At 35.4% G+C, this 22705-nt stretch carries 20 protein-coding genes, 1 tRNA gene and 1 pseudogene; 19 read left to right on the top strand and 3 right to left on the bottom strand.

Annotated elements, in window-relative coordinates:
* Window positions 1–5: 5 nt before the first annotated feature.
* Entirely contained in the window at window positions 6–1100 is a 1095-nt protein-coding gene (locus ACFFGA_RS06035; protein ID WP_386061138.1) for an ABC transporter permease, read from the top strand.
* Window positions 1101–1104: 4 nt separating this feature from the next.
* Here ACFFGA_RS06035 and yihA read toward each other — a convergent pair whose 3' ends face one another.
* Window positions 1105–1719: a ribosome biogenesis GTP-binding protein YihA/YsxC gene (gene yihA / locus ACFFGA_RS06030; protein WP_386061135.1), complete on the bottom strand. Its 615-nt coding sequence runs from the start codon at window positions 1717–1719 to the stop codon at window positions 1105–1107.
* A 51-nt stretch (window positions 1720–1770) separates the two neighbouring features.
* Window positions 1771–2535, bottom strand: coding sequence for an alpha/beta fold hydrolase (locus ACFFGA_RS06025; RefSeq protein ID WP_386061132.1), 765 nt, complete (start codon window positions 2533–2535; stop codon window positions 1771–1773).
* Between the two features lie 285 nt (window positions 2536–2820).
* Between ACFFGA_RS06025 and mraZ the strand changes: the two genes are divergently transcribed.
* The 18 genes and pseudogenes from mraZ to ACFFGA_RS05935 all read left to right on the top strand — a co-directional run bounded on the left by mraZ (window position 2821) and on the right by ACFFGA_RS05935 (window position 21975).
* Window positions 2821–3291, top strand: coding sequence for a division/cell wall cluster transcriptional repressor MraZ (gene mraZ, locus ACFFGA_RS06020; protein ID WP_386061129.1), 471 nt, complete (start codon window positions 2821–2823; stop codon window positions 3289–3291).
* Window positions 3278–4174, top strand: a complete 897-nt coding sequence (rsmH, locus tag ACFFGA_RS06015) for a 16S rRNA (cytosine(1402)-N(4))-methyltransferase RsmH (protein ID WP_386061126.1) — start codon at window positions 3278–3280, stop codon at window positions 4172–4174. Before mraZ ends, rsmH begins: the two co-directional genes overlap by 14 nt.
* Window positions 4171–4493: pseudogene (locus ACFFGA_RS06010) on the top strand (FtsL-like putative cell division protein). Before rsmH ends, ACFFGA_RS06010 begins: the two are co-directional and overlap by 4 nt.
* 57 nt (window positions 4494–4550) lie before the next feature.
* Window positions 4551–6512: a PASTA domain-containing penicillin-binding protein gene (locus tag ACFFGA_RS06005; RefSeq protein ID WP_386061235.1), complete on the top strand. Its 1962-nt coding sequence runs from the start codon at window positions 4551–4553 to the stop codon at window positions 6510–6512.
* Window positions 6509–7972 (top strand): UDP-N-acetylmuramoyl-L-alanyl-D-glutamate--2,6-diaminopimelate ligase, encoded by a 1464-nt coding sequence (locus ACFFGA_RS06000; protein WP_386061123.1) that lies wholly within the window; start codon window positions 6509–6511, stop codon window positions 7970–7972. The genes ACFFGA_RS06005 and ACFFGA_RS06000 overlap by 4 nt, the downstream gene beginning before the upstream one ends.
* Before the next feature lie 40 nt (window positions 7973–8012).
* Complete coding sequence (locus ACFFGA_RS05995; protein ID WP_386061121.1) at window positions 8013–8369, top strand: four helix bundle protein; 357 nt, start codon at window positions 8013–8015, stop codon at window positions 8367–8369.
* A gap of 23 nt (window positions 8370–8392) precedes the next feature.
* Window positions 8393–9634 carry a phospho-N-acetylmuramoyl-pentapeptide-transferase gene (mraY, locus tag ACFFGA_RS05990; RefSeq protein ID WP_386061119.1) on the top strand — a complete coding sequence of 414 codons (1242 nt, stop codon included), beginning with the start codon at window positions 8393–8395 and terminating at the stop codon, window positions 9632–9634.
* 43 nt (window positions 9635–9677) lie between these two features.
* The gene (gene murD, locus ACFFGA_RS05985; protein ID WP_386061116.1) at window positions 9678–11072 is read left to right on the top strand and encodes a UDP-N-acetylmuramoyl-L-alanine--D-glutamate ligase; all 1395 of its coding nucleotides are present in this window, start codon (window positions 9678–9680) and stop codon (window positions 11070–11072) included.
* 118 nt (window positions 11073–11190) lie between these two features.
* A complete protein-coding gene (locus ACFFGA_RS05980; protein WP_386061114.1) occupies window positions 11191–12387 on the top strand; it encodes an FtsW/RodA/SpoVE family cell cycle protein in 1197 nt (398 codons plus the stop codon).
* The gene (murG, locus tag ACFFGA_RS05975; RefSeq protein WP_386061111.1) at window positions 12387–13517 is read left to right on the top strand and encodes an undecaprenyldiphospho-muramoylpentapeptide beta-N-acetylglucosaminyltransferase; all 1131 of its coding nucleotides are present in this window, start codon (window positions 12387–12389) and stop codon (window positions 13515–13517) included. The genes ACFFGA_RS05980 and murG overlap by 1 nt, the downstream gene beginning before the upstream one ends.
* The gene (gene murC / locus ACFFGA_RS05970) at window positions 13510–14919 is read left to right on the top strand and encodes a UDP-N-acetylmuramate--L-alanine ligase (RefSeq protein WP_386061108.1); all 1410 of its coding nucleotides are present in this window, start codon (window positions 13510–13512) and stop codon (window positions 14917–14919) included. The genes murG and murC overlap by 8 nt, the downstream gene beginning before the upstream one ends.
* Window positions 14920–14941: 22 nt before the next feature.
* Window positions 14942–15628 (top strand): cell division protein FtsQ/DivIB, encoded by a 687-nt coding sequence (locus ACFFGA_RS05965; RefSeq protein WP_512701464.1) that lies wholly within the window; start codon window positions 14942–14944, stop codon window positions 15626–15628.
* A gap of 3 nt (window positions 15629–15631) precedes the next feature.
* Entirely contained in the window at window positions 15632–16963 is a 1332-nt protein-coding gene (gene ftsA, locus ACFFGA_RS05960) for a cell division protein FtsA (RefSeq protein WP_386061102.1), read from the top strand.
* Window positions 16964–17079: 116 nt separating this feature from the next.
* Complete coding sequence (gene ftsZ / locus ACFFGA_RS05955; RefSeq protein ID WP_386061099.1) at window positions 17080–19005, top strand: cell division protein FtsZ; 1926 nt, start codon at window positions 17080–17082, stop codon at window positions 19003–19005.
* A gap of 151 nt (window positions 19006–19156) precedes the next feature.
* The gene (locus ACFFGA_RS05950) at window positions 19157–19606 is read left to right on the top strand and encodes a GatB/YqeY domain-containing protein (RefSeq protein ID WP_386061096.1); all 450 of its coding nucleotides are present in this window, start codon (window positions 19157–19159) and stop codon (window positions 19604–19606) included.
* Between the two features lie 30 nt (window positions 19607–19636).
* A tRNA-Arg gene (locus tag ACFFGA_RS05945) sits at window positions 19637–19710 on the top strand.
* A gap of 443 nt (window positions 19711–20153) precedes the next feature.
* Entirely contained in the window at window positions 20154–20981 is an 828-nt protein-coding gene (locus ACFFGA_RS05940) for a zinc-dependent peptidase (RefSeq protein WP_386061094.1), read from the top strand.
* Between the two features lie 52 nt (window positions 20982–21033).
* Window positions 21034–21975: a UDP-glucuronic acid decarboxylase family protein gene (locus ACFFGA_RS05935; protein ID WP_386061091.1), complete on the top strand. Its 942-nt coding sequence runs from the start codon at window positions 21034–21036 to the stop codon at window positions 21973–21975.
* An 88-nt stretch (window positions 21976–22063) separates the two neighbouring features.
* On the opposite strand, the gene ACFFGA_RS05930 is transcribed toward ACFFGA_RS05935, so the two are convergent.
* Window positions 22064–22630 (bottom strand): outer membrane beta-barrel protein, encoded by a 567-nt coding sequence (locus tag ACFFGA_RS05930; RefSeq protein WP_386061088.1) that lies wholly within the window; start codon window positions 22628–22630, stop codon window positions 22064–22066.
* Window positions 22631–22705: the final 75 nt, after the last annotated feature.

Here is a 22705-nt window from a genome sequence, read left to right as displayed (position 1 = left end):
ACTAAATGTCAAATAACAATAATTCACTAACAAGATTGGCGCTTCAAAAGTTTAAAAAAAACTTTTGGGGCGTTTTTAGTTTTGGTATTATTTTGGTCATAGGTTTCATCTCAATTTTCGCCTATGTTTTTGCGCCAGACGCATCAAAAAATGCTAATCAAATGCACTTGTCTATTCATTCAAAACCTCCAGGCTTTGAAGTGCAAATGCTAACGATACCTTCTGGTATAGAATCTAGCCAAAATCTGTTTTCAAAGTTGTTTTTTGGTAAGGACAATACGGATACGGAAATTCCGATTCAATCCTATAACGTTGAAGATAATGCGCTTCATTATGTAGAGTATGCTTCAGATGGGTTAAAAGGTCAGGAAAAACAAGTCTTATTGAGTCAGTTTCCAAATTCAGATTACAAAAGTTATATTGACAACAGAAGTTTTCTTTTTGGTACGGATAAGTATGGAAGGGATTATTTAAGCCGAATTTTAATAGGTTCTCGTATATCTTTTTTTATTGGTTTTGTGGCTGTTTTTATATCTCTAATAGTTGGTTTGCTCATGGGAAGTTTAGCTGGTTATTATGGAGGGAAAATTGATGCTTTTATAATGTGGATTATTAATATTGCGTGGTCTATTCCTACACTTTTATTGGTGATTGCTATTACTTTGGCTTTAGGTAAAGGGTTTTGGCAAGTGTTTATTGCTGTAGGTTTAACAATGTGGGTGGAAGTGGCAAGAGTTGTTAGGGGACAAATTATTAGCGCCAAGGAAATGCAATATGTTACGGCAGCAAGAGCGTTAGGTTATAAGGATTACCGAATTATAACAAAGCATATTTTGCCTAATATTTTTGGGCCTTTAATTGTGATTTCTGCGGCAAACTTTGCAGCAGCAATTTTAATAGAAAGCGGTCTTAGTTTTTTGGGAATTGGAGCACAGCCACCAATGGCAAGTTGGGGAGCTATGATAAAAGATCACTACAATTATATTATTCTTGGTAAGCCTTATTTAGCACTAATTCCAGGGCTTTGTATCATGTTGCTGGTAATGGCTTTTATGCTTGTCGGAAACGCCCTTAGAGACGCTTTGGATGTAAAGACCTAATACTTTATGGGTTTTTTAGACGTTCAATTTCTTCATTAGTAGCTTCAATAAAATTTAAAACCTCTTCTTGTCCAATTTTTTTGCTGGATGATGTTATAAAGTAAGGTGGCAATTCTTCCCAAGTTTTTAATAATTCCTGACAGTACTCGTCAACCTGCTTGTCTATAGCTTTTGGTTTTAGCTTATCTGCTTTTGTGAAAATAATGCCAAAGGGAATGCCATTTTCCCCTAGATATTGCATAAACTCTAAATCTATGGGTTGAGGTTTATGTCTTATATCCACCAAAACAAATGCTGAAACCAGTTGTTGGCGTTGCTCAAAATAATTAGTGATAAACTTTTGGAATTTCTTTTTTGAAGTCTTAGAAACACGAGCATAGCCATAACCAGGTAAATCTACTAGATACCAATTGTCATTTATGATAAAGTGGTTAATAAGCTGTGTTTTACCAGGGCGACCCGAAGTTTTTGCTAGACTTCTTCGGTCGGTAAGCATATTAATCAATGAAGATTTACCGACATTACTTCTGCCTATAAATGCATATTCAGGAATAGGATTCTTGGGGCATTTTGCCACTTCAGAATTACTAACTACAAACTCAGCAGATTTTATTTTCATGGTATTTCCTGCGGAAGCAGAAGTCTTTTTAATTAAACTTAGTGCTATGCTTTAAAAGCCTCTAGATTTTAACCACTTATTCAAAATCTTATTAAATTCATCAGGATGCTCCATCATGGCAGCATGTCCACATTTGTCAATCCAGTATAATTCAGAATCAGGTAAGAGTTCATTGAATTCTTCAGCTACCTCAGGAGGAGTCACATTATCATTTTTTCCCCAAATAATACAAGTTGGAGTATGCATGTTTGGTAAATCTTTAGCCATGTTGTGTCTAATGGCACTTTTAGCAATAGCTAGTGTTTTTATAAGTTTATTTCTGTCATTTACAGTTTCATAAACTTCATCCACTATTTCTTTGGTTGCTACAGCCGGATCGTAAAAAACATCCTGAGCTTTTTTCTTTATTACTTCGTAATCGCTACGTTTTGTGTAGCCACCTCCCATAGCACTTTCATAAAGTCCAGAGCTACCAGTTATAATTAACGCTTTTACCTTTTTAGGGTATAACTTTGTATGGTATAAACCAATGTGGCCACCCAAAGAATTACCTAGTAAAATAACTTCTTCAAAGCCTTTAAAGTCAATAAAATCTTTAAGATAATTGGCAAAGCTTTTAACGTTGGTTTTTAGTAGTGACATGGTATATATAGGTAGTTCAGGAATAACAACCTTATAACCATTGCTGCTGAAAAAGTTGGTGACAGCATCAAAATTACTTAATCCACCCATTAAACCATGAAGCACAATGATTGGTGTGCCTTCTCCTACTTCAATATATCTATAATCCTTTTCTTTTTTTAAAAGGTGTGCCATCTATAAACTTAGTGCTTAGTGTTAAAAACAAATATAACTAAATCCTTTTTAAATCAAATAGAATAATTGGTTTTCAATTTTTTTCAATTCTAAAATCATTAAGCAGCAGTTGTTGATAAGTACCACTTTTTTAATGCTATTAAACACCTTGATTTTAGGGTGATTGTCAAAGACTGATTTTTTTGAAACACAAAACTTATCAACAAAAGTGGGAAATCGTGGTAAAATGTGGTAAAATTTTCAATATATTTGAATCTTAATCGTTTAAGTGGGAAACCAAGTACGTTGAATTCATTTATAGGAACATACGAGTGTAAAGCAGATGCCAAAGGAAGGTTGATGATACCTGCTGTATTGAAAAAGCAGCTATCAGCAGCTTTGCAAGATGGCTTTGTGTTGAAGCGTGCTGTGTTTCAATCGTGTTTGGAGCTTTATCCTATGGCAGAGTGGAATGCTTTGATGGCTAAAGTCAACAAGCTAAACAGGTTCAAAAAAAAGAACAACGATTTTATAAGACGATTTACAGCTGGTGTTAAGGTTGTTGAAGTTGATAATGCTGGACGATTATTAATTCCGAAAGATTTGATTGCTTTTTCAGGGATTACAAAAGAAGTGGTTTTGGCTTCAGCGGTTAATATTATTGAGATTTGGGATAAATCGAAGTACGAGCAAGCTATAGACGATGCGGCTTCGGACTTTGCAGATTTAGCTGAAGAAGTAATGGGACAAGAGGATGATGACAATGGAATATCATAATGCAGTTTTACTTAAAGAAACAGTAGATGGTTTAGATATAAAGCCAGATGGTGTTTATGTAGATGTCACTTTTGGAGGAGGAGGGCATAGTCGAGAAATTTTATCGCGACTTGGGCCAAATGGTAAGTTATATGCTTTTGATCAGGATAAAGATGCTTTAGCAAATGCAATAGATGATGATCGCTTTGTTCTTATCAATGAGAATTTCAGGTATATAAAAAGGTTCTTAAGATTTTATGGTGTAAAGGAAGTTGATGGTGTTTTGGCAGATTTTGGTGTGTCATCACATCAATTTGATGTAGCAGAACGCGGTTTTTCTACACGTTTTGAGGCGAAGCTAGATATGCGAATGAATCAAGGTAATAAGTTGTCAGCTTTTGAAGTCATTAACGAATATGAAGAAGAGCAAATAAGAGCTGTTTTGTTGCAATATGGCGAGCTGAGACAAGCACCAGCTATGGCAAGGGTGGTTGTTTCAGAGCGAAAAACAAAGCCAATTGAAACCAGTGAGCAATTAAAAACGGTCTTAAAACAATTTTTGAATCATAAAAAAGAGAATAAAGTTTTAGCGCAAATCTATCAGGCAATAAGGATAGAGGTTAATCAGGAGATTGAAGTGTTAAAAGAGCTTCTGGTGCAGATGCCAGAAATCTTAAAAGTTGGTGGTCGATTAAGCTTTATCTCTTACCATTCTTTAGAAGATAGATTGGTAAAGCGCTATATAAGAAACGGGTTATTTGAAGGTGAGCCAGAACGTGATGTTTTTGGAAATTTTGAAGTCCCATTAAAAAAAGTGGGTGGACTTATTGTGCCATCAAAAGAAGAAATAAAAGCAAATAATAGAGCGCGAAGTGCAAAGCTTCGGATTGCTGAAAAAATATGAAAAAAAACATCTACAGCATATTACGTGGAAAGTTTCTAATCAGTGATGATTCGTNTTTAAAAATTGGCGCATCATCATTTTTATTTCAGTGCTGGCAATCATTATGATAGCAAGTTCGCATAGCGCAGATAAAAAAGTGCATGAGATAGCTAAACTTACAAATGAAGTAAAGGAATTAAGATCGGCATTCGTAGATGGGCGCTCAAAACTAATGCGGTTAAAAATGGAGTCATCCATAATAAATAAAGTAGCAGAAAAGGATATTCAGATTTCTGAAATCCCTCCAACAAAAATCAGGGTTAGAACTCAAAAACAATAAGCTTTGGCAACAACCGAAACTAACATACTCAACAGATTGTATTTCGTGGCAGGCTGCATGTTTGTCTTTGCCTTGGCTGTGGTGTTTAAGTTATGCAGTATTCAGTTTATTCAAGGGGATGAATATAGAGCATTGGCAGAAAAACGGACGGTTAAAGATTTTGATATAGAGCCAAATCGTGGTAATGTGTACTCTGCTGATGGAAGTTTACTGGCTACATCTATTCCTAAGTACGATATTAGAATTGATGCCATTCAAGCAAAAGATGCGGTTTTTGATGAGCATATTGGTGCTTTAGCAGATTCACTTTCGGCTTATAAAGGCAAGCCAGCTTCCTATTATAAAAATGTCATCAGAAAAGCACGAAAAAATAAAAACAGATATTTCCTTTTAGCAAGAAACATTAGCTATTCAGATTATATCAGAATGCGAAATTTTCCACTTTTAAATCTTGGTGCAATTAAGGGAGGATTAATTGTTGAGCAGACAACACGTCGCGAGCATCCAATGGGCGAAATTGCTTCGCGTTCTATCGGTTATGAACGTATTGATGAAAATAATTATGCTACAAGAGTTGGAATTGATGGTGCCTTTGGTGAAAAATACCTTAAGGGAGTAAAAGGTAAACGATTAAAGCAGAAAATAGGAAATGGGCAATGGAAGCCAATTGCAGATTTCGACCAAGTTGAGCCTCAAGATGGTTATGATTTGTACACCACGATAGATGTTAATATTCAAGATATAGCACACCACTCCTTATTAGGTCAGTTGGAAAAATATGAAGCAGAGCATGGCTGTGTTGTAGTTATGGATGTTAAAACTGGTGAGATAAGAGCTATTTCAAATCTTGCTAAAACATCTAAAGGGACGTATTACGAAAAGTTGAATTATGCTGTTGGTGAAAGTCATGAGCCTGGTTCTACCTTTAAAGTTATGGCGATGATGGCGGCTTTAGAGGATAAGGTAATTGATACATCTACAATTATTGACACAAAAAATGGAATAAAATATTTCTACGGAAGAACTATTAGTGATTCGCATCGTGGTGGTTATGGAAAAATATCTGCTGCTAGGTCACTTGAAGTGTCTTCAAATATTGGTTTAGCAACAATTGTTGATGACCATTATTCAAGTAAGCCTGAAAAGTTTTTAGATAGATTGAGTAAGTGGAAATTAGATCAACCACTTGGTGTATCAATCATTGGAGAAGGGAAACCTGATATCCCAAGACCTGGAGCTAGTAACTGGAGTAGAAATGCTCTGCCTTCTATGGCCTATGGATATAATCTAACTATGACACCGCTTCAGACTTTAGCATTCTATAATGCTATTGCCAATAAGGGTGAATTGATTAAGCCTCGATTTATCAGAGCGGTAAAATCTTTTGATAAGGATATTGAAGTCTTTAAAAAGGAAGTGCTGGTAGATCAAATATGTTCTGATAAAACATTATCTCAAATTCAGGATATTCTTAAAAACATTGTAATTCGTGGTACTGGAAGCCGTATGTATTCAGAAACATTTTCAATGGCTGGAAAAACAGGTACAGCTCGTACAGATTATGCAAATTTTGAAGAATGGAAAAAGGATAAGAAATATATCTCATCATTTGCAGGTTACTTTCCGGCCGATAACCCTAAATACTCATGTATAGTTGTAATACATGAGCCAAGTACTAAAGTTGGTTACTATGGAGCTGATGTGTCAGGTCCAGTCTTTAAAAGAATAGCGCAAAAAATATATACAGACACACCAATTATTGATGAGGTTCAGAATTTAGATTTCAATAATAATTTGGTGAATGAAGATTTTGAAAGCTACTACGAAAACGCTCAAAAATATAAAGAGCTAATGCCAAGTGTTGTGGGTATGCCAGCCATGGATGCTATAGCATTGCTTGAAAATCTACAGGTTAACGTAAAGGTGAGATTAAATGGTAGCGGAACTGTAAAAAAACAATCAGTAGATAAGCATCAAAAATTAAAGCCTAACCAAACAATAGTCTTAGAAGCATCATGATGATTTTAAAAGACATATTGTACAAGGTTACTATTAATGCTGTGGTTGGGAGCACAAGTATTGCTGTTAATAAGGTGGAGTTTGATTCACGTCAAATAAAAACAAATGATGTTTTTGTAGCAATTTCAGGAACCATTACTGATGGTCATAAATTCATTGAAAAAGCTATTGCAGATGGTGCTAGTGCTATAGTCTGTGAAAAACTTCCAGAGGTTCTTGAAGATGGCATTACTTACATAGAAGTAGCGAATTCTAACCAAGCATTGGCCTATATGGCAGCGAATTACTATGAGCACCCTTCTGAAAACTTAAAATTGGTTGGTGTTACGGGTACTAACGGTAAGACTACGGTTACAAGTTTATTGTATCAACTGTTTAAAAAAGCAGGTTATAAAGTTGGGTTGTTATCTACGGTTAAGATAATGGTGGATGATAAAACGTATAAAGCAACGCATACAACACCAGATTCATTAACGATTAATAAGTACTTAAAGTTAATGAATGATGTAGGGGTCGAATTTTGTTTTATGGAAGCGAGCTCTCATGGTATTCACCAGAGCAGAACGGAAGGCTTAAAGTTTGCAGGTGGCATTTTTACCAATCTGTCGCACGACCATTTAGACTACCACGAAACTTTTGCAGAATACAGAGATGTTAAAAAAGCATTCTTTGATGGCTTGCCAAAAGATGCCTTTGCATTATCTAACATGGATGATAAAAATGGTTTGGTAATGCTTCAAAATACAGGAGCTAAAAAATACACTTATGCTTTAAAAAATTATGCCGATTACAGAGCGCAAATTCTAGAAAACGAATTTAGTGGATTACTGCTCAAGATTAATGAAAGTGAATTGTGGACACGGTTAATTGGAAGTTTTAATGCCTATAACATTTTAGCAATCTATGGTGCGGCTGAGCTTTTAGGCTTAGAAAAAGTTGAAATTCTAAGGCTTATTAGTGAGCTTGAAAATGTATCTGGTCGTTTTCAATATTTCATTTCAGATGAAAAAATTACGGCCATTGTTGATTATGCTCACACACCAGATGCGCTTAAAAATGTTCTGGAAACAATCAACAATATTAGGACTAAAAACGAAGAGTTAATCACTGTTGTCGGCTGTGGAGGAGACAGAGATAAAACCAAGCGACCTAAAATGGCACATATAGCGTCTGCATTGAGTACTAAAGTCATTTTTACGAGTGACAACCCAAGAAGCGAAGTGCCAGAAACCATAATTGAAGATATGGAAAAAGGTGTTGAGCCTCAAAATTTTAAAAAAACATTATCAATTACAGATAGAAAACAAGCGATTAAAACAGCTTGTCAAATGGCAAATGTTAACGACATAATTCTCATTGCAGGTAAAGGGCATGAGACTTATCAAGAGATTAAAGGTGAACGCTTCGATTTTGATGATTATAAAACGGTTCAGGAATTTTTAAAACAATTACAAAAATAAGACGAAGTAGGAATTACGATTTAAGAATGACGAATTAAAATTGAAACAACAATTAAAAAATAGAACTCAAAAATATGCAGCTGATGGCTGGCATTTATGTACAAAATTCCCTTTGTCAAGAGAATATAATGCCTTTTGTAATCAGTTGATTAGATGTTCAAGCTCTGTTGGTGCTAATTACAGAGCGGCATGTCGAGCTAAATCGGATGCAGATTTTATTAACAAGTTAAAAATTGTTGAAGAAGCGGACGAGAGTATGTATTTCTTGGAGCTATTGCTTCAGGTAAGTAATAAAGAACATGAAGAAATAAAAAGATTGCACAAAGAAGGGAATGAACTATTGGCAATAGTCGTAACCTCAATAAAAACAATGAGAGCCAAAAATCGTAAATCGTAAATCAAAAATTGTAAATCAAATTAATGTTATATTATTTATTTGAATATTTAGAACAACAATTCCAATTTCCTGGAGCATCACTCTTTGGGTTCTTAACGTTTAGGGCTGCAGTCGCTATTATTTTGTCATTGTTAATCTCTACAATATATGGTAAGCGTATCATAAGATTTTTACAGAGGCAACAGGTAGGTGAGACTATTCGCGATTTAGGATTAGAAGGACAGGTAGAAAAGGCTGGTACTCCAACTATGGGTGGAATCATCATTATACTGGCAACATTAATTCCGGTATTGTTGCTTGCTAAACTCGAAAACATTTACATCATTCTATTAATTGTTACCACCCTTTGGATGGGAACCATTGGTTTTATTGATGACTATATCAAAAAATTCAAAAACGATAAAGAAGGTTTAAAAGGAAGGTTCAAGGTGCTTGGACAGGTTGGACTAGGTCTTATTGTTGGTTTAACGCTGTATTTTCATGAGGATGTTACCATTAAAGAAGAGTTGCCTATCGCAGAGCAACGTGTAATGTTAGCCGAAAATCCAGATTTGCCAGCAGCTAAGTTGTTTGATGTTGCAGAAAAATCAACAAAAACAACCATTCCTTTTGTTAAGAATAACGAGTTTGATTATTCGGACTTAATCACATGGATAAGTCCGGATTTAGAAAAATACGCTTGGATTATTTTCGTATTGATTTCCATAATTATTGTCACAGCAGTTTCCAACGGTGCAAATCTTACAGACGGTATAGATGGCTTGGCTGCAGGAACTTCTGCAATTGTAGTATTGACCTTAGGGATTTTTGCTTGGGTCTCTGGTAATATCATATTCTCAAAATATCTAGATATAATGTATATACCTCAAGTAGAGGAAATTACAATATATATCGCTGCTTTTGTAGGTGCTCTAGTTGGGTTTTTATGGTACAATGCCTATCCAGCTCAAGTGTTTATGGGTGATACAGGAAGCTTAACTATTGGTGGAATCATTGCTGTTATTGCTATTGCAGTAAGAAAAGAATGGTTGATTCCAATTTTATGCGGAATCTTTTTAGCTGAAAATTTATCGGTAATGCTGCAAGTGAGCTATTTCAAATACACAAGGAAAAAATATGGAGAAGGCAGACGTATTTTTAAAATGTCGCCACTGCATCATCATTATCAGAAGTCAGGATATCACGAAAGTAAAATAGTCACACGATTTTGGATTATAGGCATATTGCTAGCTATTATTTCCATTGTGACATTGAAGATAAGATAAAGTTTATCATTCCTGTCTGTGCAGGAATGACAGGGAAAATAAAATGAAGGATAGAGAAAATAGCCAGCAGAGTGAAAAGTCCTTCCCTTCTGGGGAAGGATTTAGGAAGGGGCTTTTGGTGATTCTTGGCGGAGGCGAAAGTGGAGTGGGAACTGCACTTCTAGGAAAAGCAAAAGGGTATGAAGTTTTTGTTTCCGACAAAGGAAAGATTAAAGAAAAATATAGAGACGTTCTTTTAAATAATGAGATTGAATTTGAAGATGAGCAGCATACAGAATCAAAAATTCTGAATGCAGACATCGTCATGAAGAGTCCTGGTATTCCAGATAAAGTGAATTTGGTAAAACAAATCCACGAAGCTGGTATTAAGGTGGTTTCAGAAATTGAATTTGCTTCAAATTACACCGATGCAACGTTGGTAGCAATCACTGGTAGCAACGGAAAAACAACAACGGCAACGTTAACACATCATTTGCTAAAGCAAGATTTAGATGTGGGTTTGGCTGGAAACATTGGTGATAGTTTTGCGAAGCAAATACTTGAAAACAACCATAAAAATTATGTGTTAGAGGTAAGTAGCTTTCAGTTAGATGATATTCATGATTTTAAACCAAAGGTGGCAATTTTAACCAATATTACACCAGACCACCTGGATCGCTATGATTATAAATTTGAAAACTATATAGCTTCAAAATTTAGAATTGTAGAAAACCAGACTAAGGACGATTACTTCATTTACGATGCAGATGATGAAGTGATTGTAGAATGGTTAGCGCAGCATCAAATTCATTCCAAAAAATTGCCTTTTTCATTAACTAAAGTTATTGAAGAAGGAGCCTATTTAGACAATAATAAAATAATAATAACAATAGATAACAACCAAATAATTATGCCGACAGAAAACTTAGCATTAGAGGGAAAACATAACATTAAAAATGCAATGGCAGCCTCAACTGTGGCGCATTTGCTTAAAATTAGAAAACAAACTATTAGAGAAAGCTTAGAAAACTTTCAAGGTGTAGAGCATCGTTTGGAGCATGTGCTTAAAATCAATAAAGTGCAATACATCAATGACTCTAAAGCAACAAATGTTAATGCGACCTATTTTGCTTTAGAAAGCATGGATGCACCTACAGTATGGATTGTTGGTGGTGTGGACAAAGGCAATGATTACAAAGAGCTGTTTCCGTTTGTAAACGAAAAAGTAAAGGCAATCATTTGTCTTGGTGTAGATAATACAAAACTGTTTGAAGCCTTTGGGAATATGGTAGATGTTATTATTGAAACACAATACATGGCTGAAGCTGTAAAAATTGCCTACAAAGTTGCTGATGCAGGAGACAATGTATTGTTGTCACCAGCATGTGCAAGTTTCGATTTATTCGAAAACTATGAAGATAGAGGACGCCAATTTAAAAATGCGGTTCGTAATTTATAATAAGCCCATCTTTATCTTCCCAGAGGGAAGAAACTGTTGAGGCGTCAAAAGTTGATTAAATAAGTAAGAGTTAATAACTAATTTAAACTTTCCCCTTTGGGGAAATGTCCAAAGGACAATGGGGAACATATTCACACAAATAAAAGGAGATAGAGCTATTTGGGCTATAGCCACACTGTTGGCTATTTTCTCATTTTTACCTGTGTATAGTGCTGCAAGTAATTTGGCGGATTATGGAGAGAGCAGCAATACCTTTTCATTTTTTGTCAAGCACTTTGTGCATTTGTCATTAGGCTTTGCAATCATGTTTGCAGTCCATAAAGTTCCGTATAGGTATTTTAGAGGACTTTCAATGATACTTATTCCAGTGGTTTTAGTGCTGCTTTTAATTACGCTTTTGCAAGGCTCAACTAACACAGAAGGTACAAATACAAGTCGATGGATTAATATACCAGTTGTCAATATGTCGTTTCAAACATCTACATTGGCAGCTGTGGTTATTATGGTTTATGTGGCTAGATATTTGTCAAAAATAAAAGACAAGCAAATCACATTTAAGGAAACTTTTCTGGCGCTTTGGGTTCCTGTGTTTTTAGTGTTAGCATTAATATTGCCAGCTAACTTTTCTACAACAGCCATTATTTTTACAATGGTAATGATGCTGACATTTATTGGAGGCTATCCTATAAAATATCTTTTAATAATTGTTGGTGTTGGTATAGCATCACTGGCATTCTTTATTCTGATTGCTAAAGCTTTTCCAGATGCAATGCCTAATCGTGTGGATACCTGGATGAGTAGAATTGAAAACTACGCTAATGAATCGGATACAGAGGCAGATTATCAGATTGAACGCTCTAAAACAGCCATTGCTTCTGGTGGTGTTTTTGGTTTAGGTCCAGGGAAAAGTCCAACAAAATATTTGTTGCCGCAATCATCTTCAGATTTCATATTTGCTATTATTATTGAAGAATACGGCTTAATAGGAGGCTTATTCCTTTTAGTGCTCTACTCGTGGCTACTGTTTAGAATTGTAGTAGTCTCACAAAAATCGGATAGTGTATTCGGAAAGCTGTTAGTGCTAGGTGTTGGTCTGCCAATTGTATTTCAGGCGTTGATTAATATGGCTGTTGCAGTAGAGCTCTTTCCGGTAACTGGGCAAACGCTGCCATTGATAAGTAGTGGTGGTACATCAATTTGGATGACATGTTTGGCAATAGGAATTGTATTAAGTGTAAGCGCAAAACGACAAGAACTAAAAGAACAAGAAGCATCAGAAGAAAACCCATTAGACATTTTAAGTGAGGCAATTTAATGAGTAACTATAAATTCATATTATCAGGAGGCGGCACAGGAGGACATATCTATCCTGCTGTTGCTATTGCAGATGAGTTAAAATCGCGCTATCCAGATGCTGAGTTCTTATTTGTTGGTGCGTCAGACCGCATGGAAATGGATAAAGTGCCACAAGCTGGTTATAAAATAGAAGGCTTATGGATTTCTGGTATTCAACGAAAATTAACTTTAAAAAATTTAGCATTTCCGTTTAAGTTGGTAGTCAGTCTCCTGCGTTCAAGAAAAATTATAAATACATTTAAGCCAAACGCAGTCATTGGTACAGGTGGTTTTGCTAGTGGACCGTTGTTGCAAGTGGCAACCTCTAAAAAAATCCCTAGTTTAATACAGGAGCAGAATTCGTATCCTGGCATTACAAATAAATTATTGGGTAAAAAAGTGAATACTATTTGCGTGGCTTACGAAGGTTTAGAAAAATTCTTCCCTAAAGAGAAAATAAAACTCACGGGAAATCCTATTAGAAAAGATTTGCTAGAGGTAAAGGGTAAGCATATAGAAGGTAAAGATGCTTTTACACTCATACATAGTAAACATACACTTTTGGTGTTGGGTGGGAGTTTAGGAGCAAGACGAATTAATGAATTAATTGAGTCTAACCTTGACCTTTTTGAAACATTAAATGTACAGGTCATTTGGCAATGTGGGAAACTGTATTACAGCCAATACAAACAATACAATGAGCGTAAACATGTTCAGGTTCATGCGTTTTTAAACAATATGGATATGGCTTATGCAGCTGCAGATATTATTATATCTAGAGCTGGAGCAATTTCAGTTTCAGAATTATGCATTGTAGGTAAACCTGTAATTTTTATCCCGTCTCCAAATGTGGCAGAAGATCATCAAACCAAAAATGCAAAGGCTGTTGCAGATAAGGATGCTGCAATACTAATACGAGAAAAAGATTTGGATACGGATTTTGAAAAGGAATTTTCAGAACTGATTTCTAACGATGAAAAGCGAAAGGACCTAAGTAAAAATATTGAAGCTTTAGCCTTGGTAAATGCTACAAACGATATTGTGGATGAAGTTGAAAAATTATTAAAAAGTCCTTCTTCTCAAACGGAAGAAACTAAGACGAATGAGTAAAGGCAATAGAATACATATAGGCAACAATGAGAAAACTCTTCCTTCTGGAAAAGGTTTGGGATGGGTTACTCACGTCTATTTCATTGGTATTGGTGGTATTGGTATGAGTGCACTTGCACGCTATTTTTTAGCAAACGGTAAGCAGGTAGCTGGCTATGACAAGACAGCAACAGATATAACAGCTTCATTACAGGAATTAGGTGTCGATATTCATTTTAAGGATGCTATTACCGAAATAGATTCTGACTTTTTAAATGCAGACACAACTTTAGTGGTGTACACACCTGCTATACCAAAACAGCACTTGGAATTAAACTATTTTATAGATCATAATTTCAAGGTATTAAAACGTTCCGCTGTTTTAGGAGAAGTAACTAGGCAAACATATTGCCTTGCTGTTGCTGGTACACATGGTAAAACAACAACAACAAGTATTTTAGGGCATTTGCTCAATAGCTGTGATGTTCCTGTAACCGCCTTTTTAGGTGGAATAAGCGAGAATTATAATTCTAATTTAATTATAAACGGCACAGAAGTTACTGTGGTAGAAGCAGATGAGTTTGATCGCTCATTTTTAACACTTTCACCAGATTTAGCATGTATCACATCTATGGATGCAGACCATTTGGATATTTATGGTGATGCTTCAGGACTTATCAAATCCTTTAAAGATTTTTCAGAATGTGTTAAGCCAAACGGAAAACTGTTTGTAAGAAATGGTTTACCGTTAGAAGGTATAACGTATGGTGTTGAAGACGATTCAGACTATAGTGCTCAGAATGTAAGAATAGAAAATGGAAGTTATGTGTTTGATGTGCAAACATCTAACGGATTATATAAAGATTTCAAATTTAACCTACCTGGTAGACATAATCTGTCTAATGCAATGATTGCCTTGGCGATGGCTGTAACCTACGGTTGCCCTCACGATCAGCTCGCCAAGGGCTTAGCATCTTATAAAGGTGTTAAGCGAAGATTTACCTATCAAATTAAAACTAACGATTTTGTGTATATCGATGATTATGCACATCATCCTGAAGAAATAAACGCAGTACATCAAGCCGTAAGAGAGATGTACCCAAACAAAAAGGTACTTGCAGTTTTTCAACCGCACCTTTTTAGTAGAACTAAGGATTTTGTAGATGGATTTGCGGAAAGTCTTTCAAAATTTGATGAAGTGTTGCTGTTAGAAATTTATCCAGCAAGAGAATTACCAATTGAAGGAGTCACTTCAAAATGGTTATTGGACAAAATTCAAAACCCGAATAAAAAACTAATTTCTAAGTCACAATTGATTGATGAAATAAAAATGGCACAAGCGCAAGTTGTTTTAACAATCGGAGCAGGTGATATAGGAGAAGAAGTAAAACATATTAAAGAAGCATTTAGCATTGCGAATTAATTATAACTACATAAAAGTCATTGTGTTACTGCTTTTGGTGGGTGGGTTATTTGCGTTTTCCAATCACCGAAATAGCAATAGAAAGGTTGTTGATTCTAAAATAAAATTTTTAGGAGAAAACAAATTATTTATCACTGAGGCCACTGTTAGTAAATTGTTAATACAAAATCAGCGGGCAGTTGCGGAACAACCTAAAGAAATTATAGATTTGAACGAATTAGAAACTGCCCTAAATTCTAATCCAATGATTAAGAAAGCAGAAGTGTTCATGTCAGTGAACGCGGAACTTTCGGTAGAAATTGAACAAAAACGACCTATTGCAAGAGTTAATACTAATGCATCATATTATATAGATGACGAAGGTTCATTCATGCCATTGTCATCAAATTTTGCTGCAAGAGTACCACTAGTTACTGGTAATATTAAGAAAAATGACCTCGAAACAGTGTTTCAATTTGCTAAAGCTGTTGATGCGGACGAATTCTTAAAAAAACACGTCATTGAGATACGTCAGAATGATGATAAAACCATTGATTTTAAAATCCGAAAAAGCGATTTCACAGTGCATTTAGGAACATTAAATCAGTTAAAAAAGAAGATAAACAATTTTAAGGCCTTTTACCAAAAAGCTTTAAAGGATAACATATTAGATAATTATAAACTTGTGAATCTCAAATTTGATAAACAAGTGATTTGCACCAAAAAGTAAACTATGGACAATCATAACATTTCGGTAGGTTTAGATATAGGAACCACAAAGATTGTGGCCATGATTGGTCGCAAAAACGAATACGGTAAAGTAGAAATTATCGGTGTTGGTAAATCCAAAAGTATGGGTGTGCATCGTGGTGTTGTAAATAACATTACACAGACAATACAGTCAATTCAACAAGCAGTGCAAGAGGCCGAATCTGCGGCTTCAGAGAAAATTGAAGAAGTAACCGTAGGTATTGCAGGGCAACACATCCGTAGTTTACAACATAGCGATTACATCACTAGAGCAAACTCAGAATTAGTGATTGATGAAGCGGATATCGACCGATTAATCAATCAGGTGCATAAACTGGTAATGCTTCCAGGTGAAGAAATTATTCACGTATTGCCACAAGAGTTTAAAGTTGACGGACAAGCGGAAATTAAAGAGCCAATAGGCATGTATGGAGGAAGGCTAGAAGCCAATTTTCATGTTGTAGTTGGTCAAGTGTCTTCAATAAGAAACATTGGAAGATGTGTTAAAAGCTCAGGTTTACAATTAGAAGGCATCACTTTAGAGCCGTTGGCATCAGCAAACGCAGTGTTAAGCCAGGAAGAAAAGGAAGCTGGAGTAGCACTGATTGATATAGGAGGTGGTACTACGGATTTAGCGGTATTCAAAGACGGAATCATTCGTCATACAGCGGTAATTCCTTTTGGTGGAAATGTTATTACTGAAGATATTAAAGAGGGCTGCTCAATAATTGAAAAGCAAGCCGAATTGTTAAAAATTAAATTCGGTTCAGCATGGCCAGGTGAAAATAAAGACAATGAAATTGTGTCTATTCCTGGGTTACGTGGTAGAGAGCCAAAGGAAATAACCTTAAAAAACCTTTCTAAAATTATCCATGCAAGAGTCGTGGAAATTATAGAACAGGTTTATGTGGAAATTAAAAATTACGGCCACGAAGAACAAAAGAAAAAGTTAATTGCTGGTATCGTTTTAACAGGTGGTGGAAGCCAGTTAAAGCACCTTAAGCAATTGGTAGAATATATCACAGGCATGGATACCAGAATAGGATATCCTAATGAGCATTTAGCTGGTGATAGTGATGAAGATATAGCAAGTCCTTTGTTTGCTACTGCTGTAGGTTTGGTAATGGATGGTCTAAAGCGTCAAGAACGAAAAAGAGTTGAAGAGGCTGAAGAGGAGATGCTGGAAACATCAGAGGCTGAGCAAAGCGCAGACAAACAAACAGAAGCCGTTGTAGAAGAGCCTAAAAAAGAGCGTCGTTCGTTTTTAGATAAGTTAACAGAACGTGTTAAAGAGTTCTTGGATAACGCAGAGTAGAGTTGAATGTTAAGAAATTGTCCTGTGGCAATTTTAATTTAAAGCCAACGCTGAGGTGTAGGCAATAAAAAATAAAATAAAGTTTAAAAATATAAAATCCCATAATCTCAAAAAGTATGAGTAATAGCAACGAATTTGGAAACATCTCATTTGATTTGCCTAAGCATCAATCTAACGTCATTAAAGTTATTGGTGTTGGTGGTGGAGGTAGCAATGCCATAAATCACATGTTCCAGCAAGGTATCAAAGGTGTTGATTTTGTGATTTGTAATACGGATGCGCAAGCACTTCAAAACAGTGGTGTTCCAAACAAAATTCAATTAGGTGTTAACTTAACCGAAGGTTTAGGAGCTGGTGCCAATCCAGACGTTGGCGAACAAGCTGCTGTAGAAAGCTTAGAAGATATCCGCAGAATGTTAGATACCAATACAAAAATGGTGTTTATAACAGCCGGAATGGGTGGTGGTACAGGTACAGGTGCTGCACCAATTATTGCTAAAATGGCAAAAGAATTAGACATTCTTACCGTTGGTATTGTCACCATGCCATTTCAGTTTGAAGGTAAAATGCGTAATGAACAAGCACAACGAGGCATAGAAAACTTACGTGCTCACGTAGATTCTTTAGTGGTAATTAACAATAATAAACTTCGCGAAGTTTATGGAAACCTTGGGTTTAAAGCTGGTTTTTCTAAAGCAGATGAGGTGTTATCTACGGCTTCAAGAGGAATTGCAGAAGTTATTACACATCACTACACACAAAATATTGATTTACGTGATGCCAAAACCGTATTAAGTAACAGTGGAACAGCCATTATGGGATCGGCTACGGCTTCTGGTCAGACCAGAGCACAAGAAGCTATTATGAAAGCTTTAGATTCACCATTACTTAACGATAATAAAATTACTGGAGCTAAAAACGTATTGTTGCTAATCGTTTCAGGTTCTCAGGAAATTACAATTGATGAGATAGGTGAGATCAATGACCACATTCAAAATGAAGCAGGACATGGAGCTAACATTATTATGGGTGTTGGTGAAGATGAATCTTTACAAGAGTCTATTGCAGTAACAATAATAGCTACAGGTTTTGATATAGACCAACAGAACGAAATTTCTAATACCGAAACTAAAAAAGTAATCCACGCTTTAGAAGAGTCAGTAGAAGAAGTAAGTACTAAAGACAAAGAGCCAGCAATTATTACTCCAGATATTGTACTAGAGGACGAAAAGAAAACGCCAATAGTAAAGCATGTCCTATTTGATGAAGATGAAGTTGAGACCAAAGTGAATAACGGAATGGATATCATTCCTACTACAGATTTACTTAGAAATATGGATGTAATTTATGATGAAGTTTTAGATACCAAAGCTCAAAAAGAAGAAGAGCCAGAAGAGTTTATCATTACACCAATAGAAAATAAAGCTGAAACTATTGAAGTAGAACAAGAGGAAGAGCAGATCACATTAACGTTCGATTTGCCTTTAACAAAAAATGAGCCAGAGCAAGTAGATGAGCCAGAGACTGGTGAAGAAAAAATGTTCTTTAGTTTAGATGAAGAAGTTAAGGATATAGATGTTAATGAACCTGTTGAAATTATAGCCGTTACAGAAGTTAATGAACAGGGTGAAAAACGTTATGCTTTAGATGATTTTGAAACTTTTGAGTCGTCTTTAAATACTAAAACAAAAGAAGCTGAAGTAAAGGAAGAAATAGTATTTGAAAAGAAAGTACTTTCAGTTGAAGAACCTAATGAAGTTGTTGAAGATGAGATTGACCCAATGAACAGTCCAATTTCAGAACTTATTAAAGCACGTGCAGATGAGCGTAGAAAGCACATGAAAGATTTTAATTATAAGTTCAATACAGCTAAAATAGACGAAATAGAAAAAGAACCTGCTTACAAAAGACAGGGTGTTAATTTAGAGAATGCGCAGCATTCTTCAGAAACCAACGCATCAAGAATGTCTGTCGGAACCGACGATAATGACGACATACAATTGAGAAGTAATAATTCATTTTTACACGATAACGTAGATTAATAGCAAGTTTAAGTTAAGTGTTTAACACCTTTGTCAAGCCCAAAAAGCATCTCCAACTTTTTGGGCTTTTTGTTTTTATGAGTTCTAAAGCTATAGCCAAAAGTCAGTATAACTTTTAGTATCTTCGCAATTCTATTAAATGAATACAATTATGAGTTTACAAGACGGTGTAATGGCAGCTATGAAAGTAGCTATGAAAGAAAAAAACCAAACAGCATTAGCGGCATTAAGAGCTGTTAAATCAGAGATCTTATTGGCAAAAACCGCATCAGGTTCTAATGAAGAAATAACTGAAGAAGAAGAGATAAAGATACTGTCTAAAATGGTCAAGCAGCGTAAGGATAGCGCGGCAATATTTTTAGAACAAAACCGTAAGGATTTAGCTATGCCAGAACTGGACCAAGCAGAAATTATCAGTCAGTTTTTACCAGAAGCATTAAGTGAAGAAGAAATAGAAAAAGTAGTTGTAGAGACTATTGAAAAAACGGGTGCAGAAGGTATGAAAGATATGGGTAAGGTCATGGGCATGGTTTCAAAACAACTAGCAGGCCAAGCAGATGGCAAAACGATTTCAACAATAGTTAAAGCTAAATTATCTTAAATTGGCATTCCTGTAAAGGCAGGAATCTAAGGCCTCGTAGTTCAACTGGATAGAATATCAGATTTCGGCTCTGAGGGTTGGAGGTTCGAATCCTCTCGAGGTCACGAATACATGCTTCAATAAGAAAAAACGCCAAGCTCGCTTGAGCGTTTTTTCGTTTGAAGTATGTTCAAGGCGGAGCTCAAAGGATGCGCCAGCAATCCTCTCGAGGTCACGAATTGAGTCAATCAGTTTTGCGCATTTTTTTTGTTTAAATATTAAATTTAGTTTTTAGGTGATGTGTCGGGTTGAGCATTGTCGAGGACAAAATATATTTTGGACGAAGAGAGCTTACGAAGTAAGTCGAAACCTAATTCAGGCTCTAATTTTTAATGACCTTACGATTTTTTTTGCAAGTTGTATTCAAAGAGGAGCTTTAAAACACTACATAACAACCCTTTTAAAAAGGGCCTTTTATAAACACAAATCACACCTTAAATTAGGCACAATTTTTAATTTATGGCTATATTTAGCCATGATCTATCTTCAGCAAACTGAAGCACCTACTATGGACCCAGCCATAAAGCTAATTTTTATAATTATCTGTTTTATTGGCGTGGCTTCGGTGGTACTTGGCAGATTTTATATGTATGCAGAACAGGTATATGCCTTAAAGTACAAAAGACCCTTTTTCAGAAATACGTTTTTGTTTAAAAATGAACTGACGGATAAGCAGTTAAGGATATTAAAGAGTGAGTTCAGTTTTTATAATAAACTCAAAGAAAAAGAGCAGGCCATATTCAGACATAGATTGGCCACATTCATAAAAAGCAAAAAGTTTATTGGTAGGGAAGGCCTGGTGCCTAATGACGAAATGAAAGTGCTAATTTCAGCCACTGCAGTAATGCTTACGTTTGGTTTTAGAAACTATCTCATCGAACTCATTGACACCATTCTTATATATCCTAAAACCTATTATTCACAATTAAATAAAACCCAGCATAAAGGAGAAACAAACCCGCAAATGCGTACAATGGTATTTTCTTGGGAAGATTTTAAACAGGGCTATCATATAGGAGATGATAATCTTAATCTTGGCATTCATGAATTTGGACATGCAATACACCTCAATGCAGCTAGCAATAGTGATATTAGTAGTATAATTTTTAATGAAGGCTTTAATGACTTAGTCAATTATTTACAGCATCATAAAATAGTAAGAGAGGATTTAATCGCATCAAAATACTTCAGGGCATATGCCTATACCAACCATTATGAATTTTTTGCAGTACTATTGGAAAACTTCATAGAAACACCATTGGAATTCAAAAATCAGTTCCCTAGGCTATACAATTATGTAAAACAGATGCTTAACTTTAAATATGCAGGATACTAATAGCTTTAAAATAAAGTCTTATTTTTAGGCATTGATAAAATAAACACAATACATGAAAAAAATATTGGTAACTGGTGGCGCAGGATTTGTAGGTTCTCATCTTTGTGAACGCTTGCTCAATGAAGGTAATGAAGTTATTTGTTTAGATAATTATTTCACGGGCTCTAAACGTAATATTGAACATTTAATGGACCACCATTATTTTGAATTGGTACGTCATGACATTACCAACCCATATATGGTTGAGGTAGACGAAATCTATAATCTGGCATGCCCAGCTTCACCTGTTCATTATCAATATAACCCAATTAAAACGGTTAAAACCTCGGTAATGGGAGCTATAAATATGTTAGGTCTTGCCAAACGTGTTAAGGCGAAGATTCTACAAGCTTCAACAAGCGAAGTCTATGGAGACCCAACAATCCATCCTCAGCCAGAAAGTTATTGGGGAAATGTTAACCCTATTGGTACACGCTCGTGTTATGACGAAGGAAAACGCTGTGCGGAGACCTTATTTATGGATTATCATAAAGAAAACAAGGTAAAGATAAAAATCATCAGAATCTTTAATACCTATGGACCAAGAATGCATCCGCAAGATGGAAGAGTAGTTTCAAACTTTATAGTACAAGCTTTAAAAGGGGATGACATTACAGTCTTTGGAGAAGGGACGCAAACACGCAGTTTTCAATATGTAGATGATTTAATTGAAGGCACAGTAAGAATGATGAATTCTAGAGATGGTTTCGTTGGACCTGTAAACATTGGAAACCCGGTTGAGTTTACAATGCTTCAATTGGCTAAAGAAGTTATAGAATTAACCGGTTCTAAATCAAAAATAACCTATATGCCATTACCGCAAGACGACCCAATGCAACGACAGCCAGACATTTCATTGGCTAAAAAAGAATTGAACAACTGGGAACCAAAAGTACAATTGCGGGAAGGACTTAAATACACTATTGAGTATTTTGATGGGTTATTGGCAAAATAAGTTAGTTAGGTGATAGAAATTTACATACACACTAAAAACAAAAAAAGCCTCAAATATTGAGGCTTTTTTGTGTAATAAATGTTATTAATTATAGTGCAAAAACAAGCTGTAAATGCGTTTGGTAATGGTTATTAGCTAAACCACTATCCTTATGGTTTAAAGCAAATTTTGCAATAGCTTGCGCTCTAATACCAATAGTTTGTCTTCTGTTTAACCAAACTAAAACACCTCCACCAATATTTGCAGAAATATTAGTATCATCTATAGCAAATATACCGATACCAGCATTACCGTAAAAATCTAGCCAATCAGCTTTTGGGAAAATGTGTTTACCAAAATAGTACTTTACATGCGTGTCAAAAGAGGTGTATGCAAAATCGTCATCAAGTTCTACACCATCAATTTCATCGCCTTCAGCAAATTTATTCAATGTTAAGGATTGCTCAATTGATAATCCAGACGTCCAACCAACTTCAATACCTAAAGATATTGGTAAACCGTTTGCCCAATCACCAGGACTGTTAATTGGAGATTGCGTCCCAAGACTATTAATTGCGTTTATACCAACACTGGCAAACCATTCACTATCACTTCTTTGAGCTGAAGAAGATAGGCTAAAAGAAACTAATATTAATAATAAAATTAATTTTTTCATGTTAAATTCATTTTATTCAAAGGTAAACTTTATGATTTATAAAACAAATAATGATGTAAAGTTATTGATATTTAT

Origin of the sequence: Winogradskyella pulchriflava, assembly GCF_042434315.1 — a bacterium.
In the GTDB taxonomy this organism is placed as follows: domain Bacteria; phylum Bacteroidota; class Bacteroidia; order Flavobacteriales; family Flavobacteriaceae; genus Winogradskyella; species Winogradskyella pulchriflava.
This window is presented reverse-complemented; position numbering and strand designations above follow the sequence as displayed.